The 24,307-nt window shown below is 44.7% G+C and carries 23 protein-coding genes; 18 read left to right on the top strand and 5 right to left on the bottom strand.

Annotated features, from left to right (window positions below; all coding sequences use genetic code 11):
- Positions 1–15: 15 nt before the first annotated feature.
- From QOL41_RS02560 to QOL41_RS02545, 4 genes are read left to right on the top strand one after another with little or no spacing between them, the layout of a single operon-like run.
- On the top strand, positions 16–747 hold the full coding sequence (locus QOL41_RS02560; RefSeq protein WP_173653986.1) for an SDR family NAD(P)-dependent oxidoreductase: 732 nt from the start codon (positions 16–18) through the stop codon (positions 745–747).
- Positions 744–1,190, top strand: a complete 447-nt coding sequence (fabZ, locus tag QOL41_RS02555) for a 3-hydroxyacyl-ACP dehydratase FabZ (protein WP_173653987.1) — start codon at positions 744–746, stop codon at positions 1,188–1,190. Before QOL41_RS02560 ends, fabZ begins: the two co-directional genes overlap by 4 nt.
- Positions 1,190–1,888 (top strand): lysophospholipid acyltransferase family protein, encoded by a 699-nt coding sequence (locus QOL41_RS02550; RefSeq protein WP_283428533.1) that lies wholly within the window; start codon positions 1,190–1,192, stop codon positions 1,886–1,888. The genes fabZ and QOL41_RS02550 overlap by 1 nt, the downstream gene beginning before the upstream one ends.
- Positions 1,885–2,730: a patatin-like phospholipase family protein gene (locus QOL41_RS02545; protein ID WP_283428532.1), complete on the top strand. Its 846-nt coding sequence runs from the start codon at positions 1,885–1,887 to the stop codon at positions 2,728–2,730. The genes QOL41_RS02550 and QOL41_RS02545 overlap by 4 nt, the downstream gene beginning before the upstream one ends.
- On the opposite strand, the gene QOL41_RS02540 is transcribed toward QOL41_RS02545, so the two are convergent.
- The 5 genes from QOL41_RS02540 to trxA form a co-directional block, all read right to left on the bottom strand.
- A complete protein-coding gene (locus tag QOL41_RS02540; RefSeq protein ID WP_283428531.1) occupies positions 2,727–3,926 on the bottom strand; it encodes an acyltransferase family protein in 1,200 nt (399 codons plus the stop codon). The two genes, QOL41_RS02545 and QOL41_RS02540, sit on opposite strands and share 4 nt — an antisense overlap.
- Positions 3,926–4,582, bottom strand: coding sequence for an MBL fold metallo-hydrolase (locus QOL41_RS02535; RefSeq protein ID WP_283428530.1), 657 nt, complete (start codon positions 4,580–4,582; stop codon positions 3,926–3,928). The genes QOL41_RS02540 and QOL41_RS02535 overlap by 1 nt, the downstream gene beginning before the upstream one ends.
- 117 nt (positions 4,583–4,699) lie before the next feature.
- Entirely contained in the window at positions 4,700–6,154 is a 1,455-nt protein-coding gene (cysS, locus tag QOL41_RS02530) for a cysteine--tRNA ligase (RefSeq protein ID WP_163438642.1), read from the bottom strand.
- A 64-nt stretch (positions 6,155–6,218) separates the two neighbouring features.
- Positions 6,219–6,890 (bottom strand): Crp/Fnr family transcriptional regulator, encoded by a 672-nt coding sequence (locus tag QOL41_RS02525; RefSeq protein ID WP_283428529.1) that lies wholly within the window; start codon positions 6,888–6,890, stop codon positions 6,219–6,221.
- Between the two features lie 74 nt (positions 6,891–6,964).
- On the bottom strand, positions 6,965–7,276 hold the full coding sequence (trxA, locus tag QOL41_RS02520) for a thioredoxin (protein WP_173653994.1): 312 nt from the start codon (positions 7,274–7,276) through the stop codon (positions 6,965–6,967).
- Between the two features lie 110 nt (positions 7,277–7,386).
- Here trxA and QOL41_RS02515 point away from each other — a divergent pair, with 110 nt between their 5' ends.
- From QOL41_RS02515 to QOL41_RS02450, 14 genes are all read left to right on the top strand, one after another.
- Positions 7,387–8,502 (top strand): Rossmann-fold NAD(P)-binding domain-containing protein, encoded by a 1,116-nt coding sequence (locus tag QOL41_RS02515; RefSeq protein WP_283428528.1) that lies wholly within the window; start codon positions 7,387–7,389, stop codon positions 8,500–8,502.
- A gap of 72 nt (positions 8,503–8,574) precedes the next feature.
- Positions 8,575–10,047: a hypothetical protein gene (locus QOL41_RS02510; protein WP_283428527.1), complete on the top strand. Its 1,473-nt coding sequence runs from the start codon at positions 8,575–8,577 to the stop codon at positions 10,045–10,047.
- 100 nt (positions 10,048–10,147) lie between these two features.
- On the top strand, positions 10,148–11,035 hold the full coding sequence (locus QOL41_RS02505) for a sulfide/dihydroorotate dehydrogenase-like FAD/NAD-binding protein (RefSeq protein WP_173823452.1): 888 nt from the start codon (positions 10,148–10,150) through the stop codon (positions 11,033–11,035).
- Positions 11,035–12,534, top strand: a complete 1,500-nt coding sequence (gene gltA / locus QOL41_RS02500) for an NADPH-dependent glutamate synthase (protein WP_283428526.1) — start codon at positions 11,035–11,037, stop codon at positions 12,532–12,534. The genes QOL41_RS02505 and gltA overlap by 1 nt, the downstream gene beginning before the upstream one ends.
- Before the next feature lie 179 nt (positions 12,535–12,713).
- Entirely contained in the window at positions 12,714–14,186 is a 1,473-nt protein-coding gene (locus QOL41_RS02495; protein ID WP_283428525.1) for a hypothetical protein, read from the top strand.
- 196 nt (positions 14,187–14,382) lie between these two features.
- Positions 14,383–15,348 (top strand): NAD-dependent epimerase/dehydratase family protein, encoded by a 966-nt coding sequence (locus QOL41_RS02490; protein ID WP_283428524.1) that lies wholly within the window; start codon positions 14,383–14,385, stop codon positions 15,346–15,348.
- Positions 15,349–16,482, top strand: a complete 1,134-nt coding sequence (locus tag QOL41_RS02485; protein ID WP_283428523.1) for a glycosyltransferase family 4 protein — start codon at positions 15,349–15,351, stop codon at positions 16,480–16,482.
- A gap of 21 nt (positions 16,483–16,503) precedes the next feature.
- Complete coding sequence (locus QOL41_RS02480) at positions 16,504–17,649, top strand: TDP-N-acetylfucosamine:lipid II N-acetylfucosaminyltransferase family protein (RefSeq protein WP_283428522.1); 1,146 nt, start codon at positions 16,504–16,506, stop codon at positions 17,647–17,649.
- Between the two features lie 9 nt (positions 17,650–17,658).
- Positions 17,659–18,639 carry an acyltransferase family protein gene (locus QOL41_RS02475; protein ID WP_283428521.1) on the top strand — a complete coding sequence of 327 codons (981 nt, stop codon included), beginning with the start codon at positions 17,659–17,661 and terminating at the stop codon, positions 18,637–18,639.
- 6 nt (positions 18,640–18,645) lie between these two features.
- Positions 18,646–19,539, top strand: a complete 894-nt coding sequence (locus QOL41_RS02470; RefSeq protein ID WP_283428520.1) for a glycosyltransferase family 2 protein — start codon at positions 18,646–18,648, stop codon at positions 19,537–19,539.
- Entirely contained in the window at positions 19,536–20,690 is a 1,155-nt protein-coding gene (locus QOL41_RS02465; protein WP_283428519.1) for an EpsG family protein, read from the top strand. The genes QOL41_RS02470 and QOL41_RS02465 overlap by 4 nt, the downstream gene beginning before the upstream one ends.
- Positions 20,691–20,698: 8 nt before the next feature.
- Positions 20,699–21,727, top strand: coding sequence for a glycosyltransferase (locus QOL41_RS02460; protein WP_283428518.1), 1,029 nt, complete (start codon positions 20,699–20,701; stop codon positions 21,725–21,727).
- A gap of 1 nt (position 21,728) precedes the next feature.
- Complete coding sequence (locus QOL41_RS02455) at positions 21,729–22,781, top strand: glycosyltransferase family 4 protein (RefSeq protein ID WP_283428517.1); 1,053 nt, start codon at positions 21,729–21,731, stop codon at positions 22,779–22,781.
- A gap of 17 nt (positions 22,782–22,798) precedes the next feature.
- Positions 22,799–24,253, top strand: coding sequence for a lipopolysaccharide biosynthesis protein (locus tag QOL41_RS02450; protein ID WP_283428516.1), 1,455 nt, complete (start codon positions 22,799–22,801; stop codon positions 24,251–24,253).
- Positions 24,254–24,307: the final 54 nt, after the last annotated feature.

Raw genomic sequence — 24,307 nt, 5'->3', positions numbered from 1 at the left:
AGAAGGAGCTAGAATATGAAAGTAGCTTTGGTAACAGGAGCTTCTAAGGGTATCGGTAAGGCTTGTGCTTTGCGCCTTGCTCGCGATGGTTATACAGTTGTAGTGAACTACTCCAGTTCCGACGAGGCTGCCCAGCAGACCTTGGACCAGATTAAGTCCGAAGGTGGCGACGGCATGATTTACAAGGCAAATGTCGCCGACCTTTCTCAAGTGAAGGTCATGATTCGCGAAATCTTTAAGGCTTACGGTCGCATCGACGTGCTGGTGAACAATGCCGGTATTGTGCGCGACGAATACCTGATGATGATGAATCCGGAAACCTTGGACAAGTGCTTCGACCTGAACGTGAAGGGTTACTTCTATTGCGCTCAGCAGGTAGCTGTGAAAATGTACAAGCAGAAGTCCGGCGTGATTATCAACATGAGCTCCGTGTCTTCGAAGTTTGCTCTCGCTGGCCAGGCTGTTTACAGCGCTACCAAGGGTGCCGTGAACTCCTTGACTCAGACGCTGGCTAAAGAACTTGGTGGCTTTGGTATTCGCGTGAATGCCGTGGCTCCGGGCTTTATCGCTACCGAAATGATCGAAGCTATTCCCGAAGAAACTCGCAAGGGCTACCTTGAAAAGATTCCTCTGAAGCGCTTTGGTTCTGCCGACGAAGTCGCAAACATTGTGTCTGCGCTTGCTTCTGACCAGTTCGCCTACGTGACTGGCCAGGTGTTCGTGCTCGATGGAGGTCTCTCTCTATGATGAATATTTACGAAATCAGCGAAAAGATTGCTCAGCGTCCGCCGTTCCAGATGATTGAAAAGGTCACGGAACTTGTGCCGAATGAATCTGCTGTGGGCATTAAGAATGTGAGCGTGAATGAACCCTATTTTATGGGGCACTTCCCGGGCACTCCGATTATGCCGGGCGTGCTCATTGTGGAAAGCTGCGCTCAGCTTTGTTCGCTTGTAATCGAAAAGCCTGCCGAAGATTTGGAAAAGAATCTCTACGTGCTTTTGAAGATTGATGGATTCAAGTTCGTGAAGCCGGTGATTCCTGGCGACCAGCTTGAAATTTCCGTGAAGAAGACGAAGGAAGGCGGTGTGTTGGTCGGCTTTGACTGCATTGTGAAAGTGAATGGCAACGTTCACGCGAAGGGCGCCCTGACCTTTACGAGCATCCCGAAAGAATCTCTCGGAAAATAATGAAAAAGAAGAACCCGCTGTTTGAACTTTTCATGCAGTTCGTCATGGTGGTAGTGATCTACACCGTGCGTGTTTATTTGCTTGTTTGGAACCGCCCGAAGGTGACTTTTGCCGGTGAAACGGTGAAGTCTCCGCGCCTTAAGACGCCTTCGATAATTATTGCGAATCATACGAGCATGTGGGACCCCCTCATGATGCTTGCAATCTTTTTTCACAATAGAAGCATCGTGGTGGCGAAAGACCAAATTGAAGACCCGCATTTTAGCTGGGCTCTGACTCGCGTAAAATGCGTGATTCCTTGCGACCGCTTTAACTTGGATACCGAATGGGCCTTGATTGCAAAGCATGAACTGGAAAAAGGCAATTCGGTGATTATATTCCCCGAAGGCAAGTGCCGCTATGACGGCTTGCTGAATGAATTCAAGACGGGTTTTGCGTTCCTTGCTCGCAGTACCGGCGCTCCGGTGATTGCGGTGGGTATCGATGGCATTTATAAGCGTGGTCATCGCACGCAGATTGTTGTTAGCGAACCTGAAAAGATTGAACGCGTGAAGGGAATTCCTTCTTCGAAACACTTGGCCGAACGCAGTGAATATTTCAGACAGAAAGTCTGGAGTCTTAAACAGCAAGCGTTGGGCAAGACTGAAGTGACTCCGCTCCCGGTTGCGGCTGAAACGCCCGAAGAGGTTGTGGCATGAAGACTGGGTTGGTGTTAGAGGGCGGTTCTCGTCAGACGATGTTCAGCGCAGGTGTGATTGACACCTGGCTTGACGAAGATATTGATTTTAATTACGTGGCAGGTGTTTCTGCCGGAGCCCATGCGGCGGTGAACTTTGTTACGCGCCAGCAAGGTCGCTTGCGTTTTATCGTGCTCCCGACGCGCTTGCAGAAAGGCAAAAAGTGGGCGAGCAAGTTCATTGGAATCCAAAAGGAATTCCATGCGTTGAACTATCTGGCTGCCGATGGCGAAATGCCGTTTGACTTTGAAGCGTTCCATAATTCTAAAATCGAATGCGAAATCGGACTGACGTGTTGCGAAACGGGCCGTGCCGAATTCAAGAGCGAAAAGAACGAAAAAAAACGCTTGCTCGATTTGATTAGCGCCAGTTGCGCCCTGCCGATGATTTTCCCGATGGCAGAAATTGATGGCAAGCATTATGCCGACGGTTGCATTACGGCTCCGATTCCTTACCTGCGTGCTTTTGAAAAGGGCTGCGATAAGGTGGTTGCTATTTCGACGCATTATCCGGGCGAAGCGGTGACGGACTTCCGCAAGTATCGTGCGATTTTGAATCCGATGTATAAGCGCAAATATCCGGACATGTTCCGAGCGCTCATGATTCGCTTAAAGCGTTACGAAAAAATGTTCGTGCAAATGGAAAAACTCGAAAAAGAAGGCAAACTCTTCTTGATTCGACCTGTGATTGATTTGTGCGACCAGTTTGATACGAACATGGAAAAGATGAACGAGTCGTACGAGCATGGCGTTGAAATGGCTAAGCGCCGCATGGACGACTTGAAAGCTTTCTTGGAAATTTAATCGCGAATATTCAAACTTTCGCGCACGCTCGCAGGCTGCTTACCGAGCAGCTTGTAAAGTTTGCATCGGAATAATGGAATGGCGGCGACAACGCCAGTCGCTACGATGGCGATAGAAATGTATGCAATGCCTGGTTTGTTGAAAGTCCCGCGGAAAAGCAGACGCATTACCAGCAATATATACCAGTGAACCGCAAGAATCACGAGCGCGTTCCTTGAAATGTTGCGGAGGATTCCCTTGAGTGTGCGAATGGGCCCGATGTTTGGAATCTTGTCGGCTGCGACAAAGGCGGTTACAAGGCCTGCAATACCGAAGAAAGAACTGGCGACGAATATCGGGAGTGATTTTCCGAGGGTGTTGTTCATGATGCTGAAATTCGGGTCCGGAATTTCGAATGCGGCGTAGAGAATGAATGTCGTGATGGAGGTGGCAACTACAAGACTCCAGGGAATGCGTTTTTTTCCTTTCCCGCAGAGCTTATTGCGAATAGGTTCTTTGCTCAGCCATCCGCAAGTGAAGAAGAATAGCACCGTCAAATCTCGCTCGATTCCCAGCGGCAAGCGAATATGATTCTTGTACAGCAACCACCCGCCCGCAAGACTTGCGACTGCCGTGACTGCAATCGCGATTTTTGCCTTCATGTCATGCTGAGGACGCTCTGCATCTGCCTTTCTTGCCTTCTTGTCGTGCTGAATTATGTTCAGCTTCTTTGCTATCAAATTCGCCAGCTTCTGCAAGCCATAGAACATCAGGCTTACTGAATACAGCGTGAACACAAACCACAGCGGCCCCGACCCAATCGAAGATTTCCCAGCCACAAAAATCTTCGCCAGATTCCAGTAGATGTAATCCCAAACGCTAGCGATATGTGGGTGTATATTCATCACTGTCATGCGTGGTGCTTTCGGGAATAAGTCGAAGTTGTACACGACCGGATCTAACGCCAAGAATAACAGCGAAAGCAGAATGTAGGGGATGAGTAAAACTTTAGTTTTGTGAATGAAGTAGCTTTTGAAATTGGGAAAACGGCGTGTGCTGAAAAGCATTCCTGAAATGAAGAAAAATGCTGACATACGAAGCGCACTCAGATGCAGCATTCCCATTTGCGCCTGAGGGAACGATTGCTCCACATGGTACAGGCATACGAGCAACAACACGAATCCCTTGAATTCGTCAATCCACCCGATTCGACCCATTAATACCAGCGCCTCTCATCGGCAATCGTCGTCATCGGCCCGTGCCCGGGGAATACGATCGTGTCTTTCGGGAGTGTCATCAATTTATTCTTGATGCCTGTGACAAGTGCGTGGTCATCGCCACCGAATAAATCGCTGCGTCCGCGGCTGCCTGCAAACAGAATGTCGCCCGGGAACAGGAGTGGCGGAACATCCTTCTGTCCATTCACTTCGCCCGGGTTTTCGCAGTAAAACGCGATGCCGCCGGGGGAGTGCCCAGCCACGTGAATTACCTGCAGCTTGATGCCGGGCACCTCGACGGCATCGCCCTCGGCAAGGTAGTTGCCGAGTCCGGGCGATAGTTCACGCAGCGGGAGGCCGAACATCTGGCTCTGTTCTTCCTGCAGGTCAAGCAAGAAGGCGTCTTCTTCGTGAGCCTCGGGTTGCACGCCGTATTTGTTGGCGATAAATGCATTGCCTAGCACATGGTCCAAGTGCAGGTGCGTATTCAGCAGGTGCTTTACCGTAAGTTTGTTCTGCTCAATGTAGCGGGCGAGGGCTTGTTCCTCTTGCTCGCTTCCGGCACTCGGGTCAATCAGAATGGCATCGCCGGCGTCGTTACTTAAAACGAAACCGTTCACGCCAAAGGAATTGAAGACGAAAGGCTTGAAATTCATAATGCCTAATATAAAAAAGAAGGCCCGACACTTTTCGCTCGGGACCTTCGCCTTTGAACATAAACTATACAATGTGTGGTGTGGAATGTTTCATCTCACACTACACATTACACATTTCTAACCTTTGATTTCCCAAGTCGTGCCTTCCTTGGAGTCCTTGATGACCACGTTCATGGCGGCGAGTTCGTCGCGGATGCGGTCACTTTCGGCCCAGTTCTTGTTGGCGCGGGCTTCCTTACGGGCGGCAATCAGCGCTTCAATCTTGGCGACATCCACGCCGTCGTTGGCTCCCTTCTTGGCATATTCTTCACGAGGCTGGTCGAGCTTCAAACCGAAAATCTTGTCGAAGTCGGCCACGAGGGCAGCCTTTTCGCCGTCGTCGATATCGCTCTTGAGCATCGTGTTCATGATACCGAGGGCACGCGGCATGTTCAGGTCATCACCGATGGCGTCCTTGAATTCATTCTGGAAGGCCTTGGCTGCTTCGCTAGTGATAGCGGTAGCCTTACCGATCAGCGGGTCCGTCTTCTTGTGCAAGCTCTTCAGGCCTTCCTTGGCGCCTTCCAAAGCTTCCCACGTGAAGTTCAGGTAGTTGCGGTAGTGGCTGCCGATGGCAAAGAAGCGGTAGTCAAGCGGATTGAAGCCGCGGTCCATGAGGAGCGAAACCGTCAGGAATTCGCCGCTGGACTTACTCATCTTGCCGAACTTCTGTTCGGTGGTGCCGTCTTCCAATTTTTCTTCGCTAGCGGTGCGGAGAAATTCGCCGTGCATCCAGAAGCGGGCAAACTGCACGCCGTTGGCGCATTCGCTCTGGGCAATTTCGTTGGTGTGGTGCACGCGGATGTGGTCGGTACCGCCGCAGTGAATGTCGAGGGTCGGGCCGTTGTACTTCATGGCCATGGCGGAGCATTCAATGTGCCAGCCGGGGAAACCGACGCCCCACGGGCTGTCCCATTCCATAGCGCGCTTCTTGTCCTTCGGGCTGAACTTCCACAGGGCAAAGTCGGTGGCGTTCTTCTTTTCACCCATGTCGATGCGGCTGCCCTTGCGGAGGTTTTCCACGTCCAGGCGCGCAAAGTCGGCATAGCGCGGGAACTTAAGGCTATCGAAGTAGATGCCGTCGCTGGTGCGATAGGTGTAACCCTTTTCTTCGAGAGTTTTTACCAAGTCAATCTGTTCTTGGATGTGCTGCGTGGCAGGAGTCCAGCGGGTCGGTTCCTGGATGTTGAGACGGTGCCAGTCGGCCATGAAAGCGTCGGTGTAGAACTTAGCGATATCCCACACGGACTTGCCTTCGCGGGCGGCGCCCTTTTCCATTTTGTCGTCGCCAGAGTCGGCGTCGCTGGTCAAGTGGCCCACGTCGGTGATGTTCACGATGTGGTTCACCTTGTAGCCGTAGTAGTTCAGCGTACGCACCAAAAAGTCTTCGAAAATGTAGGTGCGGAGGTTGCCAATGTGGGCGAAATGGTACACCGTCGGGCCGCAACAGTACATGCGCACGGCGGGAACGCCTTCAGGAAGTGTGAAAATCTCTTTCTTACGCGATGCAGTGTTGTAGAATTGAAGTGCCATTTTAAGCCTCCGGTTAGTTAATGCGGCGCAACTTGCGTCGTTCGCGGCCAAATATAGAATTATTTTACAGGATTTTCTTTAGTCCGTCGATGTCGCGGAGCAAGATTCTGCCCCTCTTGATTTCGACTAGGCCCTTGGCGGCGAATTCTTGGAGCATGCGGGCCACTACTTCGCGGGCAGAATTCACGTCGCGGGCGATTTCTTCCTGCGTTTTCTTGACTTCGTCTTTGCCGGTGCTTTCAAAAGCCGAAATCAGGTAAGAAGCCAGACGCTGGTCGAACCGTTTGAACAGCATGAGCTGAATCGCCCAAATGGTCTGCGAATAACGCTCGGTCTCTTTTTCAAAAATGAAAGCCCGCACATGAATATTCGTATCCATCAGCTTGGCGCACAGAGCCGCCGGAATCACCAACACAGTCGTGTCTTCTTCGGCGGTGACTTGGGTCTCGAAAGTCAGCTGGTGAATCACGCAAGAGGCCGTCGAAACGCAAAACTCGTTTGCCTTGGCGCGGTACAGGGTGATTTCGCGACCTTCGTCAGAGATGAGTCCCACGCGAATCCCTCCGCTCAAGATAAAGATAATCCCGAGGCAAGAGGCCTTGCTGTTGTGAATCATCTGGTTCTTGCCGAAGCGCTTTGTAACGCAACGGTCCGAAACCATCGCCTTTTCTTCGGACGAAAGATTCTGCCAAAAGGGCAGATTCGGAAGGAAGTGACTGAATGGACCTAAGCTCATAAAAGATGCACCTTCCTTGCAATATACAAAAAAGGTGCATCGCCTTAAGGAGGACGGTTTAATCGATCAAGCGTTTAGTTGAACATGTTTACAATCTGGTCTTTCGGGCGAACCCCGACGGCGGAATTCACAATCTTGCCTTCTTTGATGACGACAAGCGTAGGAATGCTCATGACGCCAAAGAAAGACGCCAGTTCACCCTGCTCATCAACGTTCACCTTGCAGACCTTCACCTTGTCACCATGCTCTTCGGCGATTTCGGAGATGGTGGGCGAAAGCATGCGGCAGGGCCCACACCAGGGTGCCCAAAAGTCAATCAGAACAGGCTTGTCGGCGTTCATGACTTCTGCTTCAAAGTTGCTCTTGGTGATGTTCAATTCGGTCATTTTTACCTCTCTTTAGTTTTGTTCTTGTTTACACCTATATTTTAGATATTGAGAGTCCGTTTATCTGTGACTAGGTCACATTAGCCGAAAAAAATTCTAAATTCGGCGTCATGATTTTTTCTGAAATCATCGAAGAATCTTACGAACCGAGAGAGTATCCGGCCCTTGCTCAGCTTTCAGATGAGTGGGCACAAACTCGTCCGTTTTGGGGTTATAAAGTCCTTGTTGCAACCCCGATTTTCAGGAATACGCTGGTGGAGTACCGCGCCCTGATAGCCGGTGGGGCAATCCTGTCTGTAGGCCGTGCTGTTGGTGATTCGGGAGCGGCTATGCCGTGTGACCTGAAGATCGTTGAAATGCTCAAGGATGAAGACATTCCGGTTATTACCGATCAAGATATCAAGAGCGGTAAAGTCGCCGATGACTTTGACCTGATTCTAGATTGTGCCGGGCAGTTTTCCTTTTGCCACCCGAAAAAGGGCTTTGTAGAACTCACCCGCAGCGGTGTACAGTTCTTTGAAAAGTCGGAACACCCGGTGTATGTGGCAGATAGCGGAATCGTCAAGAGAATCGAAACCGTGCTCGGTACGGGTGACGGATACTTTCGCGCCTTGGAATCTTTGGGCCATACCGAATTTGAGGGAAAGTCGCTCGTTGTCTTTGGTAGCGGTAAAGTTGGTTGCGGTATTGCCTTGCACGGAGTGCGTCGCGGCATGAATGTTTGCACAATTACGAATACGCGAAACGGAGATTCCAACTCGAATTTCAGCAACGTCCTTTTGAATAACGCAGTCCGCATTGAAGACTACAAGGACGACGAAATGGTGGCGCAGGTAATTTCGACGGCTGATTTTGTTGTGACAGCAACTGGCCTCAAGAATGCGCTGACCCAATCTGCCGTTTCTGCAATTTTGGCTAATACTAAGGCGATTGTGGCCAATATGGGGGTCGAAGACGAATTTGGTGAATTTGTCCCCAATACAAGAGTGCTGAACGAAAAATCGCCACTAAATTTTATACTTGACGAGCCTACGCACCTTAAGTATATCGATACAAGCCTTGCATTGCATGCTGCCTTGGGCGAACGCCTGTTGCAGGAATGTGCCGAAAACGCTAGTCCTTTCAAGGGGGTACAGGACCCTCCGAGCGAAATCGAACAACGTTTGTTGGTAACGACTATCCAGAATGGGGCCATTGGCCCTGAAATCTGCGATATGATGCGATAATTTTGTAGAAAGTTATTGCTTTTTTACATTTTTTAGATTAAATTGCAAAAGAAAGTAAACAAAAGAGGTTGTATGAATTTGAAGAAATCTTTTGCAATGACCCTTGTGTCGGTCGCTTTTGCGATGGCACAAGAAGCTGCTGAACCTGCGGCTGCAGCGTCTGCTGTAACCGCTCAGCCTGCTGAAGTGGCTGCTCCTGCGCCAGAAGCGGCTCCTGCTGAAGCCGCCGCTCCTGTTGCTGAAACGCCTGTTGCAGAAACTGCGCCGGCTGCAGAACAGGCACAACCTGTTGCTGAAGCTGCTGTTCCGGCCGAAGACTTCAAGCCTGTCGCGGAACCTGTTCCTCAGCCCGCACAAGAACCCGCTCCTGCTACGGCCGAAAATGTTCAGCCTGCAGAAGCTCCGGCGCCGGAACCGGTGGCCGTGTCTGCCGCTCCTGAAGGTCCGCAGGGTGCTCCCGAAGGTGTGCGTATGGGTCCGCCCAAAACGCCGTTTACGGTCATTCACGGAAGTGCCTACAACACAGTCTTGAACGAAGCTGCTGCTGACAATGTCGATATTCTGTTGGAACGTCGTCTGACTAAGCTTTACGGACAGAAGTTCTTCTACATTGAACCTGCTGGCGAACGCGGTGTCGTGTCGCTTGGCAACTTCTTTGGTGCCATGGATATTTCGGGCGATATTGGTCGTGCACTCATCGGTTACACCAACGGAAGCTTTGGTGCCGAAATCCGTGCGGGTGTCGGCAAGCGCTATTATGAAAATGACAACGTAGAACAGAAAGTCTCGTTCAAAGGAAACGACTTCGGTGTTACTTTGTCTAAGATGCTCGGTGGTTACGTGCTTACCTTGGGCGGCGATCTCGTGACCATTTCTCAAGAAACGGATACGGACCCGAAGGCACCGAAGGCTCCCAAAACCGAAGAAAACTACCGTGACATTACGGCAACGCTCGTGCTTACCGATGGTCCGTCGGCCCGTACGCATTTTTGGTCTGCCGGTGTGAACTTTACTCGCCATGAAAATGAGCAGGAAGTTGCCAAGACTCTCAAGAACGATAATCCGGACTCCTATATTGGTATTGTCCCGTTCTTCAATTATGGTACTCCAGCGCTCCAGTCGGAACATGCAAGACTCATGCTCGGCTTGAACACCGCTGTTCCTGTGATTATTCAAGACGAATATATGGTTCGCGATACTGTAAGTGGTGCTGAGGCCAAAAAGAACATGACCCACGTGGGCCTTACGCTTACGCCGAACGTGGTGGGCGAAGTCCTTCTAGGTGAATCATTCATGCTCTTTGGTGAAGCCGCCTACCAGTGGGAAGCTTTCTCTTACACCAAGGGTGAAAACGTGGATGCCGGTGACTACAAGGTGCTCGAAAGTGTGGCCGACAAGGTCCAGGCGACCGTTGGGTTGCGCTACCAGTATAAGGATTGGGCTGCCTGCGAATTTGCCTTCGGTGACAAGTTCTTCACCGACACCAAGTCCATCTTCAACGGCGAAGGCGTGTTCGTAAGCTTCGGCGGATTCATCTACTTCTAGCCGGCACCTCCTTTTCGGGCCTTAATGGTCCAAATGGAGTATCTTTTTATGAAAAAGGTAACCTCGTTCGGGGTGCCTTTTTTCTATTTTTCCACCCACTATGGCAAAAATTCTCTTTAAAAAACAAATGTCTTCCGCGGTCTATATGTTCCGCGTCGAGGCCCCGCTGATCGCTCAAGAGCGTAAGGCCGGCCAGTTTATCATCCTCCAGACGAACAAGGACAACGGCGAACGCGTGCCTCTCACCATCGCCGATGCTGACACGACTGAAGGCTCTATCACTTTGATTTTCCAGACCGTCGGTAAGACCACCACCGAACTCTCCAAGTTCGAAGTCGGTGACGATATTCCGGTGCTCGTGGGCCCGCTCGGTTCTCCGACCCACATCGAAAACTTTGGCCACGTGGTCTGCGTGTGCGGTGGCGTGGGTATCGCCCCGATGCACCCGATCGTTCAGGCCCTCAAGGCCGCAGGCAACAAGGTCACCATCATCATGGGTGCCCGTAACGAAAGCCTCTTCCTCATGAAGGAAGAAATGACCGCTCTCGCTGACAACATCATCTTCATGACCGACGACGGTTCTTATGGCCGCAAGGGTCTCGTTACCGAACCGCTTAAGGAACTCTGCGAAGACACCAAGGGCAAGCCGGACATGGTCATCGCTATCGGTCCTCCGATCATGATGAAGTTCTGCGCCCTCACTACCAAGCCCTACGAAGTCAAGACCGTGGTCAGCCTCAACAGCATCATGGTGGACGGAACCGGCATGTGCGGTGGCTGCCGCGTGACTATCGGTGGCAAGACGAAGTTCGTCTGCGTCGATGGCCCGGAATTCGACGGTCACGAAGTCGACTGGAACAACATGCTCCAGCGTATGGGCGCTTTCAAGCCCCAGGAACAGGAATCTCTGCACCGCTTCGGTGCAAACGATGGCCACAAGTGCAACATTGACAAGATGGCTGACGCAAAGGCCAAGGAGAGCAAGTAATGTCTGAACATTTGACTCGTGAACAGTTGGACGCCGCCGCTAAGGTGGAACTTGAAAAGATTAAGGCTCTTCCGCAGCCGCTCAAGCCGAAGGACAAGACTGCTATCCCGGCTCAGCCGATGCCGCAGCTTGAACCGTCTTATCGTGCACGCGTGATGGAAGAAGTGGCTCAGGGTTACACCGAAGCTCAGGCTATCGTGGAAGCTAACCGCTGCCTCGCTTGTAAGAACCAGCCTTGCGTCGAAAGCTGCCCGGTGCACATCGACATCCCGGCCTTCATCGCCAAGATTGCCGAAGGTGACTTCAAGGCCGCTATCGCCAAGATTAAGGAAACCAGTTTGCTCCCGGCTATCTGCGGCCGCGTTTGCCCGCAGGAACGCCAGTGCCAGATGAACTGCACCATGGGCAAGATGCACAAGGACGTGAACCAGGCTGTGGCTATTGGCCGTCTGGAACGCTTTGCTGCTGACTATGAACGCAACAACGGTGGCGCCTCTGTGCCGGCCGTGAAGCCCGCTACCGGCAAGAAGGTGGCTGTGATCGGTTCCGGTCCTGCCGGCCTGGTTGTCGCTGCTGACGTGCGCCGCGAAGGCCACGACGTGACCATCTTCGAAGCTTTCCACAAGCTCGGTGGTGTGGTCCGCTACGGTATTCCTGAATTCCGTCTTCCGAAGAAGATCGTGGACAACGAAATTGAATCCCTTGCTGCCATGGGCGTGAAGTTCGAGACAAATTTTGTCATCGGTCGTACCCGCAAGCTCAAGGACCTGATTGAAAAGGATGGCTTCGATGCCGTGTTCGTCGGTACCGGTGCAGGCCTCCCGCTCTTCATGAACATCGAAGGTGAAAACCTGGTCGGTGTGTTCGCTGCTAACGAATACCTGACCCGCGCTAACCTCATGCGCGCCTACGACAAGGAACATGCCGATACTCCGATGTGGCCCGGTAAGAACGTGGTCGTTCTCGGTGGTGGTAACGTCGCTATGGACGCTGCCCGTATGGCTCTCCGTCTCGGTGCCGAAAAGGTCCGCATCATTTACCGCCGCAGCATGAACGAACTCCCGGCCCGTAAGGAAGAAGTTCTCCATGCTCAGGAAGAGGGTGTCGAATTCTGCGTTCTGCAGAACCCGGCCAAGATCCTTGGCGACGAAGCCGGCCACGTGCGCGGCATGCTCGTCGACAAGTACGAACTCGGCGAACCCGATGAAAAGGGCCGTCCGCGTCCGGTCAAGGTCGAAGGTGCAAGCTTCGAAATCGAATGCGACACCGTGCTCGTTGCTATCGGTAACGGTTCCAACCCGCTTATCAGCAACACCACGCCGGAACTCTCTGTCGACAAGAAGGGTCACATCCTTCTCGAAGATGCAACTGCCAACAAGACTTTCATGGAAAAGGTCTACGCTGGTGGTGACATCGTGCTCGGCGCTGCAACCGTGATCCTCGCTATGGGCGAAGGTCGTCGCGCTGCCGCAGGCATTAACGAGTTCTTGAAGAAGTAGTTAATTACTTCGGCTGAAAACAACCCCGACTCTCGCGAGCCGGGGTGTTTTTTATGCGTAATTGGGACTTTTTGTGTACAGAACGAAATGTGAACAAAACATTTACTTGAAAAGGTGTATTTTTAGTGTGTTGCCTTTGTAGTAATTACGTATTTTGTTAAATTGAGTAAGAAATAGAGATGACGATGATTTATAGATATTTATTAATCCTTTTTTTGTGCATATCGGCGTCTTCTTTTGCATCTCCAGTTATTTCGCCAGAACGGTACAATCTTAAACTCCTTCAAACGGCTCCAATGCTGTTTGACTTTCATCGGTTAACGACTTCTTCGTTAAGACAGGAATTTCATTATCCGCAGCGTGATTCTTCTTGGCGTAAGAATGCGAAATCGTCTGAAAAAGATGCCCTGTTTCTGCATCAATCCGATCGTACTTTTCTTGCTGCAAGTCTTGTCGGTGGAATCGATTATCGCGGTGGGGAAGCCCTTGGCGATACAATTTGGCCGGGAATCGATGGGGGCCTTTTTTTGAGAGGATATATTGATTCCTTGGAGTTTGTTTTAGACGCACGAATTTATTCTGAAAGTCATTCTTCTCAAAATCCCAAATCGTATGATGGGGAATATATTGACTTGCAAGAAGAAGACAGTAATGATGGGTTGGAATATGTGAGCTATGCTCGCTATCGAGGACATTTGGCTTTGAATATGGGCTTTGCCCGGTTCGATGTCGGACGTGACGTGATGCATTGGGGCCCAGGCTATTATAATAATTTGGCGTTAAACCAATTCTCGCTACCATTCAATTCAATGTCGGTCGATTTACAAGTTGGGCCTCTCACAGTGGTTTCCGTTTACGGTGATTTGCGTATTTATAAGGGGAATGTTAATGAAGGAAATAAAGAAGCCCGCAATCTTTATGGACATCGTTATGAGCTGAACTTCGGTAATTTGATTATAGGAATGAGTGAACTTCAGGTTGTTTATGATGATAACGATGTGTGGCTATTTGTTCCGATTGTTCCGCTATTCATGGAAAAAGGGAATTATACTGAAAGTTCCAATAACGGGGCGCTGTCTTTTGATTTGAACTACAGATTGTTCAATATGGCTCGAATTTATACAGAATTTTTTATGGATGATTTTCAGAGCCCGGCGGAACTCATAAAAAATGAGGATGTTCAATCCAAATGGGCTTGGATGGTGGGCGCCCAGATAGGTCATGATTTTGAGTGGAAGTCTCATAAGCTTGAATTAGGAACCCTAGTCGAATATGCTCGAGTTGAACCTTATGTATATACGCATTTTAATAGCAATACGGCTCAGTTGGCGCACCTGGAGGTACCCTTGGGAAATCAGGGAGGACCGAATAGTCAGACTATTGAATGGCTTGCTTATTCACGTGTTGACAGTCGATGGGTTGCGGGACTTCATCAGAAGTGGTTCTGGAAAGGAAATGATGCAGGAAGTTCCTTGAATGATCCGAATCCTTCGAATCATGCGAATGTGAAAAAACGTTTTCTCCATGGAGCCAAAATGCAATATTCGCTAACCCCAATTTTGGGTTATGAGGGCCGATTTGTCAATTTTGCGTTAGAATGGACCTTTGTTGATGATAAGAAAATATACTCTAGAGCTGGATTTAAGTGGTAAAAAAGAGGGCGTCTATACTCTTTAGTGGAAATAGCTCTATACAGGAAAGTTTTTTGTCTCTTTCTTTATGTATTTATTAAATTATGTGGAGAATGTTCTTTTAGTTATTATAAACTTGCGATGATCTTGTGTGACAGTGTTATTTTGTTGAACGGACCTCGGTGCGGAGTTCCCTGCGAGAGGAGAATTGTATAATATGCAGTTCGATACTTTTATCATATTTGGTGGTTGCGGTTTTATTGGTTCGCATACGGCGAATTTGCTTCGTTCAAGATACCCAGATGCAAAAATTGTTATTGCAGACCTTTTGGCAGATGGATCCGCTCTTTCTCAAAGAGTCGATGTGCGCAACCCGATCAGTTTACAGGGTGAATTTGGTAAAAGTACCTTAATATTTAATTTCGCGGCAATCCATCGCACGCCAGGTCATCCTGATCATGCGTACTTTGAAACGAACATTCGTGGTGCAGAAAATGTTTGCGAATTCGCACGCAAACACAACATTGAAAACATTGTTTTTACTAGCAGCATTGCTCCGTACGGAGCGGCTGAAGAGTTAAAGACCGAAGAAACGCTGCCTACCCCTAACACGCCTTACGGCATCTCTAAATTGGTGGCCGAAAAAATCCACCGTGAATGGGCTGCCGAAAGTAAGGACCGCAGACTCTCTATCGTCCGTCCGGGAATTGTGTTCGGTACAGGTGAAAACGGTAATATGACCCGTCTCTATAGAGGCTTAAGGAGTCATAAGTTTGCTTATGCCGGCCGCAAAGATACAATCAAGGCTTGCATTTATGTGAAGGACCTTGTTCGTGCAATGTTGGCTATGGCTGAAAATGGGAATGCAGATCGCATTCAGTTGCATAACTGTTGCTACTATCCCTCATTTACCATTGAACAAATTGCTAATACCATGCTCAAAGCAACTGGCATGAGCCGTCATATTCCGTATATACCCAAGAAACCCATGATGGCAGCTGCTACCATTTGTGGTGTACTTGGTGGCTTGGGACTAGGTATTTGCCCTGCTCGTGTGAAAAAACTTATGGTTAGTACGAATATTGACGGCCAGAAACTCGCAAGGAATTATCCGATTTCTTACACGCTTGAAGAGGCGTTTAAGGATTGGTATAAGGATTGCGAAGGAAAGGAGTTGGTGTAGGTGACGACACGCACCAAGATAATGTTTGTTGCCCAGGCGTATCCTGGTGGTGTTCCGGTATATATTGAAGAACTTGTCAAACATCTTGATAAGTCGAAGTTTGATTGTATTCTTGTTTGCTCAAATGCTTATGAGAAAGAACGATTTGCTCCGTATTTTAGTGCCATAGAAAAAGTTGGCATGGAACGGTCCATAAGTGTTTTGAAAATATTGAAACCGGCATGGGAAACTCGCAAACTGATTAGGAAGTATAAACCGGATGTTGTTTACTGTAATAGCAGCATCGCTGGTGCTGTTGGACGATTAGCTGCGATTGGTTCCGGAACCAAGGTCCTTTATAATGCTCATAGCTGGGCGTTCAATATGCGAATGAGCAATAAGAAAAAGCTTTTCTATCGTTTGATAGAAAAAGTCTTTGCTTTTTTTACTGATACAATTATTTGTGTCTCCAATTACGAGAAAGAGTCTGCGTTGCAAAATCATATATGCAAAACAAATAAATTGCAAGTGATTTTGAACGGTGTGGATATTGAAGAAATTGAGAAAAAAATTGCTGCTTCTAAATTGACTCGGGACTCTTTGAATATCCCTGAAAAAGCCTATGTTGTTGGCATGGTGGGACGAATATCAGAGCAAAAGGCTCCTGATGTTTTTGTAAAGGCTGCTCGAAAGATAAAAGATGCTATTCCCGAATCGTTCTTTATAATTGTCGGTGATGGTCCCGATCAAGATCAAATAAAAAAAATGATTGATGATTTGGGCTTGAATGACTCGTTCTTGATAACGGGCTGGACAAAACATGCCATCGAATATTTGGCTCTATTCGACGTGGCCGTCCTTTGTTCTCGTTGGGAAGGTTTGCCACTTGTTGTTCCGGAGTATTTTGCTGCAAAAAAGCCTGTTGTTTGCACCAAGATTGATGCTGTTGACGACATGATTGAAGATGGTGTGAATGGATGTGTTGTTGGTATTGATGATGTGGATGCGATTGAAAAAGCTGTTGTTCATATGTATGAAGATGCTTCTTTTGTCATAAATCTTTCTGAAACTGCAGCAAATATTGTTCGTAATAAATTTGATTTGGCTGGGACTACTAGAAAATTTACGGAATTGATTAATGTTATTGTGAATTGATTGCTTGTAGAGAACTGAAATATGATAAAAAAAACGATCCACATATGTAGTGATGAAAAATTTATTGATGGCGTAATTGCTCAATTTGCTAGATACAGGATGATAGAATCCACTTTTTTTGTCATTCAAAGAACTCCAGAAATTAAATACATCAAAACTCGTAATGCAAATGTGTTTTTTTTCCAATCGGAAAAAGAATTGATTGATAAGGTAAATCAAAGCTCGAGGGATTGTGTTGTAATTTTACATAGTATATTTATAGATATTCGATATCTGCTTAAATTACAACGTACTGTTTTTATTTGTTGTTGGGGATGGGATATATATTCTGACGTACATAGCAAAATAAAAAAGATGTTGCCGTTAGATTTATATAAACCGCTTACAAGGAGGGTGTTGGATTCTCAAAAAAAATTTTCTGAGAGTGTTTGGGAATACTTAAAATTGTTTATGGGTGTTTATTTTGTACACAATTATCTGTACCGAAAGCTATTTGAAAAAGTTTCTGCGGTTTCAACGGTTTTCTCGGTTGAGTTTAGTATGATGAACTTGCCTGGGAAAAGGTATTTTCCGCTTAAGTACATGCCGTTGAGTATGCCTGAAAGCTTTATTCCCAAAAAAACGCCGGAATCTTTATCTGTTCCAAGAATTTTAGTTGGTAATAGTCTAGATCCTACAAATAATCATATAGATATTCTTGAAAGAATAGAAAAAATTGGTCGAATTGTTGAAGTGTTGATTCCGATTAGCTATGGTGGAAATGAAAGGTATAAAGCGGCCTTGAAACAATATGTTTTAAAGTTCAAAAATGTGAAAACCATATTTTTAGAAAACTTTATGAGCAGAGAACAATATTTTAATTTAGTAAATACCTGTTGTGCAGCTGTTTTTGGACATATGAGGCAGCAGTCTGCAGGTAATATTGGTTATGCTTTGAAAAGTGGTTTTGATGTTTATCTTTATAATGATTCAATAAATTATTCTTTTTTTAGTGGACTTGGCTATAAATTCTTTTCAATAGAAAATGATTTGTGTGATTTTACTGGGAAGCCGCATTTGTCAATCGATGATCAAAAGAAAAATTATGATGCATATGTGGATGAGGTCAATTTAGATAGGTATGACGAGGGAATGTTAAATTTTTTTGCATCATTTGACTGTTCGTAAGAATCGCGTATGACTATAAGAGAAAATTGGGTTGATTGGGCTAAGTCTATTGGAATATATTTAGTTGTATTTGGCCATGCCTTTTATCCAACAGAGGGCTATGGATGTGATGTAAAAAATTTTGTTTATGCTTTCCATATGCCATTGTTCTTCTTTTTGTCTGGATATTTATTTAAAAAAAGAGATTCTTTTTTTTGCTTTTTGAAAAAAAATGTAAAATCATTGGTTGTCCCATACATTTTTTTTAATGTATTGTGTTGCTTAATGGACTTTCTTTTGATATCAGATGTTCAGTTCCATAAAAAAGCCGTTGAAGATTTTTTGTTTGGTGGTGGACATTCGTATTCAGGGGCATCGTGGTTTTTGCTCAGTCTTTTCTTTGTTCGGTTGATAGCCTTTGTATCTTTGTCAGGAAAAATGTGGCTGCAGTATGTTATTCTTATAATGACTGTTGTTGTTGCTTACTGCCTGCCTTCCCCGTTGTATTGGGGATTGGGGGCTTGTTTTATGGCGTATCCTTTTTTCTATGTTGGGAATGTCTTTAAAAGGTTTGTTCTGTTTAGCAAAAAGAACGTAATTAATTTTTTTATGGGCTGTGTTTCTCTAATGGTTGTTTTTGCGTTAAACATAATAATGGGGCCTGTTTCTATTCATTCTTTACAGTTTGGCGAAGTTCCTGCGTTGTATTATGTAGAAGGTTTTGCGGGTATAATGATGGTTTGCTCTTTATGCAGGCTTGTTGATAAATTTTCAAATAGATTTGTTGATATCTTTTCTTCGGGGTCAATCGTCATCATGGGGCTGCATGGAAGTGTATTTTTTTATGTAAATGCGGTTGCTCGTCGTTTTTCGTCGGCGTTTGCTGACGACTTTAATAATGTTCTCTTTGCTTTTGTAAAAGCGGCTGTGATTTTATTTTTGCTATATTACCCAACGATATTTCTCCAAAAGCATGCTGCTATGTTTATTGGAAATAGGTCAAAAAGATAGAACAACATGCTCGGCAACAATCCTAAAGTAAGCGCGATTATTACGACTAAGAATCGGTGTGCTCTTTTAAAAAGAGCTGTTGAAAGCGTGTTATTGCAAACATACAAGAATATAGAATGCATTGTGGTTGACGATGCATCAACTGATGAAACTGAGGATTATTGCAACTCTTTAGGTAATGTTGTGTATGTTCGAATTCCTGCTGATGAAAGCCGAGGTGGAAATTATGCAAGAAACCAAGGCGTAAAAAAAGCGGTAGGGGAATATATTGCTTTTTTGGACGATGATGATTATTGGTTGCCAGAAAAGATTGAAAAACAAGTTTGTCTGATCCAGAAAAAGCACAATGGACTGGTTTATTGTGGTCGTCGTTATGAAAGAATCACGGAAAAAGGGGTTTCTTTTAGCGATGAATTGCCTCATGTTGAATTGCAAGGCGATATGTCGAAAAAAATTTTGAAGGAAATCTGTACGGTTACTTCAAATATTCTTGTTGAAAAAAAACTGCTTGTTCTGTGCGATGGCTTTGATGAAAAATTAAAATTTTGGCAAGAATACGAACTTTTGATTCGTTTGGCTCAAAAAACACCTTTTTTCTTTGTAAATGAGGCTTTGTCTATTTACCGTGTGGACTTAAATGACGCAAATCGATTGACGAATAAGTTTTATTCTTGGATGGAATCTGTCAATTATATTTATTGTAAACACGCTGTATTGTATCGCAAGTTGGGCTTTATTGGTCGTCTAGAGGCGAGAACTATTGTCTGGAGAGATGCTGTTGCAAGATGTAAAAATGCTGGTTTGCAACGTCTTGCTTTGCAAAATATGCTTTTGTATTTGTGCATTTCTTTCCCGTTTAAAATAAAAAATAAATTAGTTCGAATTTGGGCTAGTGTATGATTGCTGCTGTATATGTTTCCCTGCATTTTTTGTGTGCATTGTCTTTATTTTTGTTTTGTTATTTACAATCAAAAATGAAGGATGCTCATTATTGGAAGTTAGCCTTTTTCCCGATAATAATATTTACCATTGTAGAAGGTTTACGTTGGGGGCGTGAAACTGACTGGAACTTATACTTTTATACATTCAACGATTTTAAATATGGAATGCAGGACGATTTTGAGCCTCTGTTTACTTTGATATGGAGTATTTTTGCAAAATCGGGTCTTCCGTATTGGTCTGTTATATCTTTTTCATCATTCCTCTTTATAGTTTCAACTTTTTATCTGTTTAGACCTTATAAAAAATATCTTCCGATTGCGATACCTTTTTTTATATTCTTTTCCTATGTTAATGCGGAAAATTTGATCCGTTGGTATACAGGCCTGTCTTTTTTGTTCTTTGCGGTGAGATGTGTCCTTGATGGAAGAAAATTCATGGCGCTAATCTTTTTTGTTTGCGCAGTTGGTTGTCATTATGCAATGATTCTTTTGCTGTTGCTTTATTTCTTAATACAGCTTCGTAAACCAATAATGTCGTTTAAAGCTGTTGTTGTTGTAAATATGCTGTTGATGATTGCTTTTGATCCGCAAATTTTGGGCAATCTCGCGGGAATTTTTGATTATTTGGTTTTGCTTTCCGCGCGTTTTTCTGGATATACTGCAGATGCGAAGGGGTGGCTAACTGGTGCTTCTCAAGCGTCTTCCATAGAAAGGCGATTACCTATTGTTGCGATTGTAATGACAATTCCGTTATTTATATTTGCAAAATGTGGCGATGGAGAGGCTCGAAAAAAAATGGACGTTGCTCCTCTCTACAATTTATTCGTTGTGGGCTTGTTTGTTAAGTCTATGTCAAGTGGACTGGAATTGTTTATTCGGTTTAGTTATTTCTTTGAGCCTTTTTATGGATATTTTTGTGCATTGACTTTTGAACAATTGCGAAAAAAGAAAAATGTGAAAAATGTTATATTCTTGGTAATATGTGGAATTTATTTTGCGCGGAAGGCATTGGGCTTTTGTTGGCCGTTTGAGATAGATCAGTGTATGTATTTTGTTTGGAATGATCAAATAACGCCTAATTCAATGATTAAGTTTTTGAAAATGAGATAGAGTGACTTATGAAAAAACTTTATTATATTCGATTTGCTTACCCCAAAATGTTAAATGGAACGGGAAAGTATGTTGCGTCATCAAAAGCAACGCAGGACGTGTCGGATATTTTGCAAAGGCATTTTAAAGTAAAAGATGTCTTGATTACAAGGCATTTTCTTAATAAGATTTTGGGATCTATAGAATTTTTATTTATGTTCTTCCTTGCGCTGCGTAAGATTCCAAAGGGAAGTAACGTCTTTATTCAATATCCTTTAATTAATTTGGGAATTTTTAAATATTGCTATAGGAGTTTAGCGAAGTATAATGCGATTACAATAGTCCATGATTTGCAATCGTATAGATTCCCTCATTTTGAACATTTCCGTCAACTGGAAATAAATATTTTAAATCAGCACAAACATGTTATCGTTCATTCCCAAAATATGAAAAAAAGGCTTGTCTTGGATGGCGTTCGTACGCATATTGTGGTGCTAGAACTTTTTGATTATCTTTTAGATGATTCTAACAAGGCCATTGAGCAGAGAGGGACGATTATATTTGCTGGAGCGCTTGAAAAAAGTGTGTTTTTGAAGGATTTGAAAAAAATAGATTTCGGTAAGATGCTTATAAATTTATATGGAGGAACATGTCCTAAAGTAGATTTAGACGAGTGTGTTCGATATCGGGGTAAGTTCTTGCCCAGTGATGTGTCTTCTATTGAAGGCGAATGGGGATTGTTATGGGATGGTGATAGCGCTTTTGATTGTGTTGGAAATTTTGGAGAATACCTGACGTTGATTGCACCGCATAAATTGTCTCTGTATTTAGCGTGTGGTTTTAAAGTGATTGTCTGGGAAAAAAGTGCTATGGCTGAATTTGTTGCGAAAAATCATTTGGGAGTGCTTGTAAAATCTCTTGCGGAAATTCCGGAGAAATTGTCAAGGATTTCCCCCGATGAAAATGAAATAATCTTGCGTAATGTGAAAAAGATCTCTAATCAGATTAGACATGGGGAAATGTTCCGAAAGGCATTGAATACTTGCTTGGAGGTTTAGTATGCATCGTTTCGCTTTAAATGGACGATTTACTGCAAGGAAGTTGACAGGACAAGAACGTTTTGCGAAAGAATTAATATTAGAATTGGATAAACTTCCTGAAGCACAAGAGTTCGTTTTAGTTGTTCCAGAGTATGCTTCGTGTATTCCTGAATTAAAACACATTGAAGTTGTAAAATACGGCCGGGTAAAAAGTCATTTGTGGGAGCAAATCAGTTTTTATCGATATATAAAAAAGAATAAGTTGTTAAGCATTAATTTGACTACGACATGCCCTTTCTTTAGCCCAGATATTGTATGCATTCATGATGCCGCTTATTATGAAATTAGCAATTTGTTGACAACGACCTTGTATGGAAAATTGTCTACATTATGGCATAAATTACTTGCCTGGGCTTCTGCCAAATGGGCGAAGAAAATTTTAACCGTTAGCAATTATTCTAAAACCCGACTCTCTGAAATTCTAAAAGTTTCTAGTGGTCGAATAGACGTTGTTTATGATGCGTGGCAACATTTTAATCGAGTGGGGCTTGATGATGAAATTTTTTCTTGTTTACCCGCTAATGTGAAAAAGAAAGAATATATATTAGCTTTAAGTAGTTTGTTGCCGCAGAAAAATTTTATTTGGATAAAAGAAGTTGCAAAACGAAATAGTGATTTGCAGTTTGTTGTTTGCGGTAAATCTGTTAATCTTAGCAGCTATAAAGAAAATGATTTAAAATGTGAAAACGTCCATTTTACGGGATATATTAGTGATGCCCAAGTCAAATCTTTAATGTCTAATTGCTTGGCTTTTGTTCATCCTGCGATATATGAAGGATTTGGGATCCCTCCTTTAGAAGCAATGTCGTGTGGAGCTAAAGTTGTTGTTTCGAGGGCAACGTGCTTGCCGGAATTGTATGAAGATGCTGCTTATTACATTGATCCATATGATTATGACGTTGACTTGAAAAAATTATTAAGCCAACATGTTGCGTCTAGCGAAAAAATACTAAAGAAGTTTGATTGGGGCAAAGAGGCGAAAAAAATGGTAGAAATAGTGAAGAGTGTTTGACTGTTGGCGAGAGTTGTATGTCTCAAAAATCGGTAGTTGTTTCGTCTCTTATTTGGAAATTTATGGAGCGGATTGGCTCTCAAGCGGCATCTTTTGTTGTTGCAATTGTACTTGCTCGTTTGCTTGCTCCTGCAGACTTTGGATTGATTGCTCTTGTGATGGTGTTTATCGCAATTGCAAACGTATTCGTCCAAAGTGGCTTAAATACGGCTCTAGTTCAAAAGAAAAATGCAGACGATCTTGATTTTTCGACAGTCTTTTACGCAAGTCTTGTTGTAGCAGCATTGTTTTATGTACTTTTATTTTTTTCCGCACCATTGCTTGCGGCTTTTTTTAATGGACAGATAAAAATAATTGAAGTTATTCGCGTGATGGGGGTGACAGTTTTTTTTGGTTCGTTAAATTCTGTTCAAGAAGCTTACGTTGCTCGCAATATGATGTTCAAAAAGCTGTTCTATAGGAGTATTGGTGCGACAATTCCTTCGGGTCTTTTTGGTGTTATTCTCGCCTATGCAGGATTTGAAGTTTGGGCTTTAGTTGGTCAACAATTGATGAATGCTTTTTTGGTGTGCGCTATTATGTGGTTTACTGTTAAATGGCGCCCTATTTTGGCTTTTTCTTATACTCGTTTTAAAGGTTTATTTGCTTTTGGGTGGAAACTCCTTGTCTCGTCTTTGCTAGATACGTTTTATCGAAATGTCCGAGACTTGGTCATTGGCAAATTGTTTTCTCCTGCTGAATTAGGCTTTTATAATCGTGGAGATCAGTTTCCCAAGATTATTATTACGAACATAAATTCTTCAATTCAAGCAGTTCTTTTGCCATCACTTTCAATGGTGCAGGATGATCGTGAACGTTTGAAATTGTTGGCGCGTCGTTCAATTAGGATGAGCGCTTTTTTACTTCTTCCCATGATGTCTGGACTTGCTGCTCTTGCGGAACCTGTTACGCTGTTTGTTTTGGGTGAAAAATGGTTGCCCGCTGTTCCATTTATTAGAATATGTTGCTTTAGTTATGCTTTTTGGCCGATTCATACCACTAATTTGTCTGCTATAAATGCTGTTGGCCGTAGTGATGTTTTTTTGAAATTGGAAATAATAAAAAAATGTTATGGTTTTGCAGTTTTAGTTCTTTTTATTTGGTTCTTTCACTCTCCAATCGGAATAGCTATGAGCGCGGCCGTCACAGCCCCGTTAGGCTCGTTTGTAAATGCTTATCCTAATAAAAAAATATTGAATTACGGCTTTGTTGAGCAGATGAAAGATTTTCTGCCTTCTTTTGTATTGGCTGTAGCGATTGGTTTTGGGGTATATCTTTTGTCGAAAATGATAGAATGTTCTTTGATTGTTCAATTGCCTCTGCTAGCTTTTGCTGGCGGATTTATGTATATCCTTTGTGCCTGGGTGTTCCGATTTGAAAGTCTTGAATATATTTTGAATTCAATAAAGGAATATTTGAAAAAGAAAAAATAGATTTGCATGATAATAAATGGCTTTTTAATGGATTGTGCGAAAAAGAAGGTTGAA

Source organism: Fibrobacter sp. UWB10 (assembly GCF_900182935.1).
GTDB classification, from domain to species: Bacteria; Fibrobacterota; Fibrobacteria; order Fibrobacterales; family Fibrobacteraceae; genus Fibrobacter; species Fibrobacter succinogenes_O.
The sequence above is the reverse complement of the archived record's forward strand: the minus strand, read 5'-3'. Positions and strand labels throughout refer to the sequence as shown.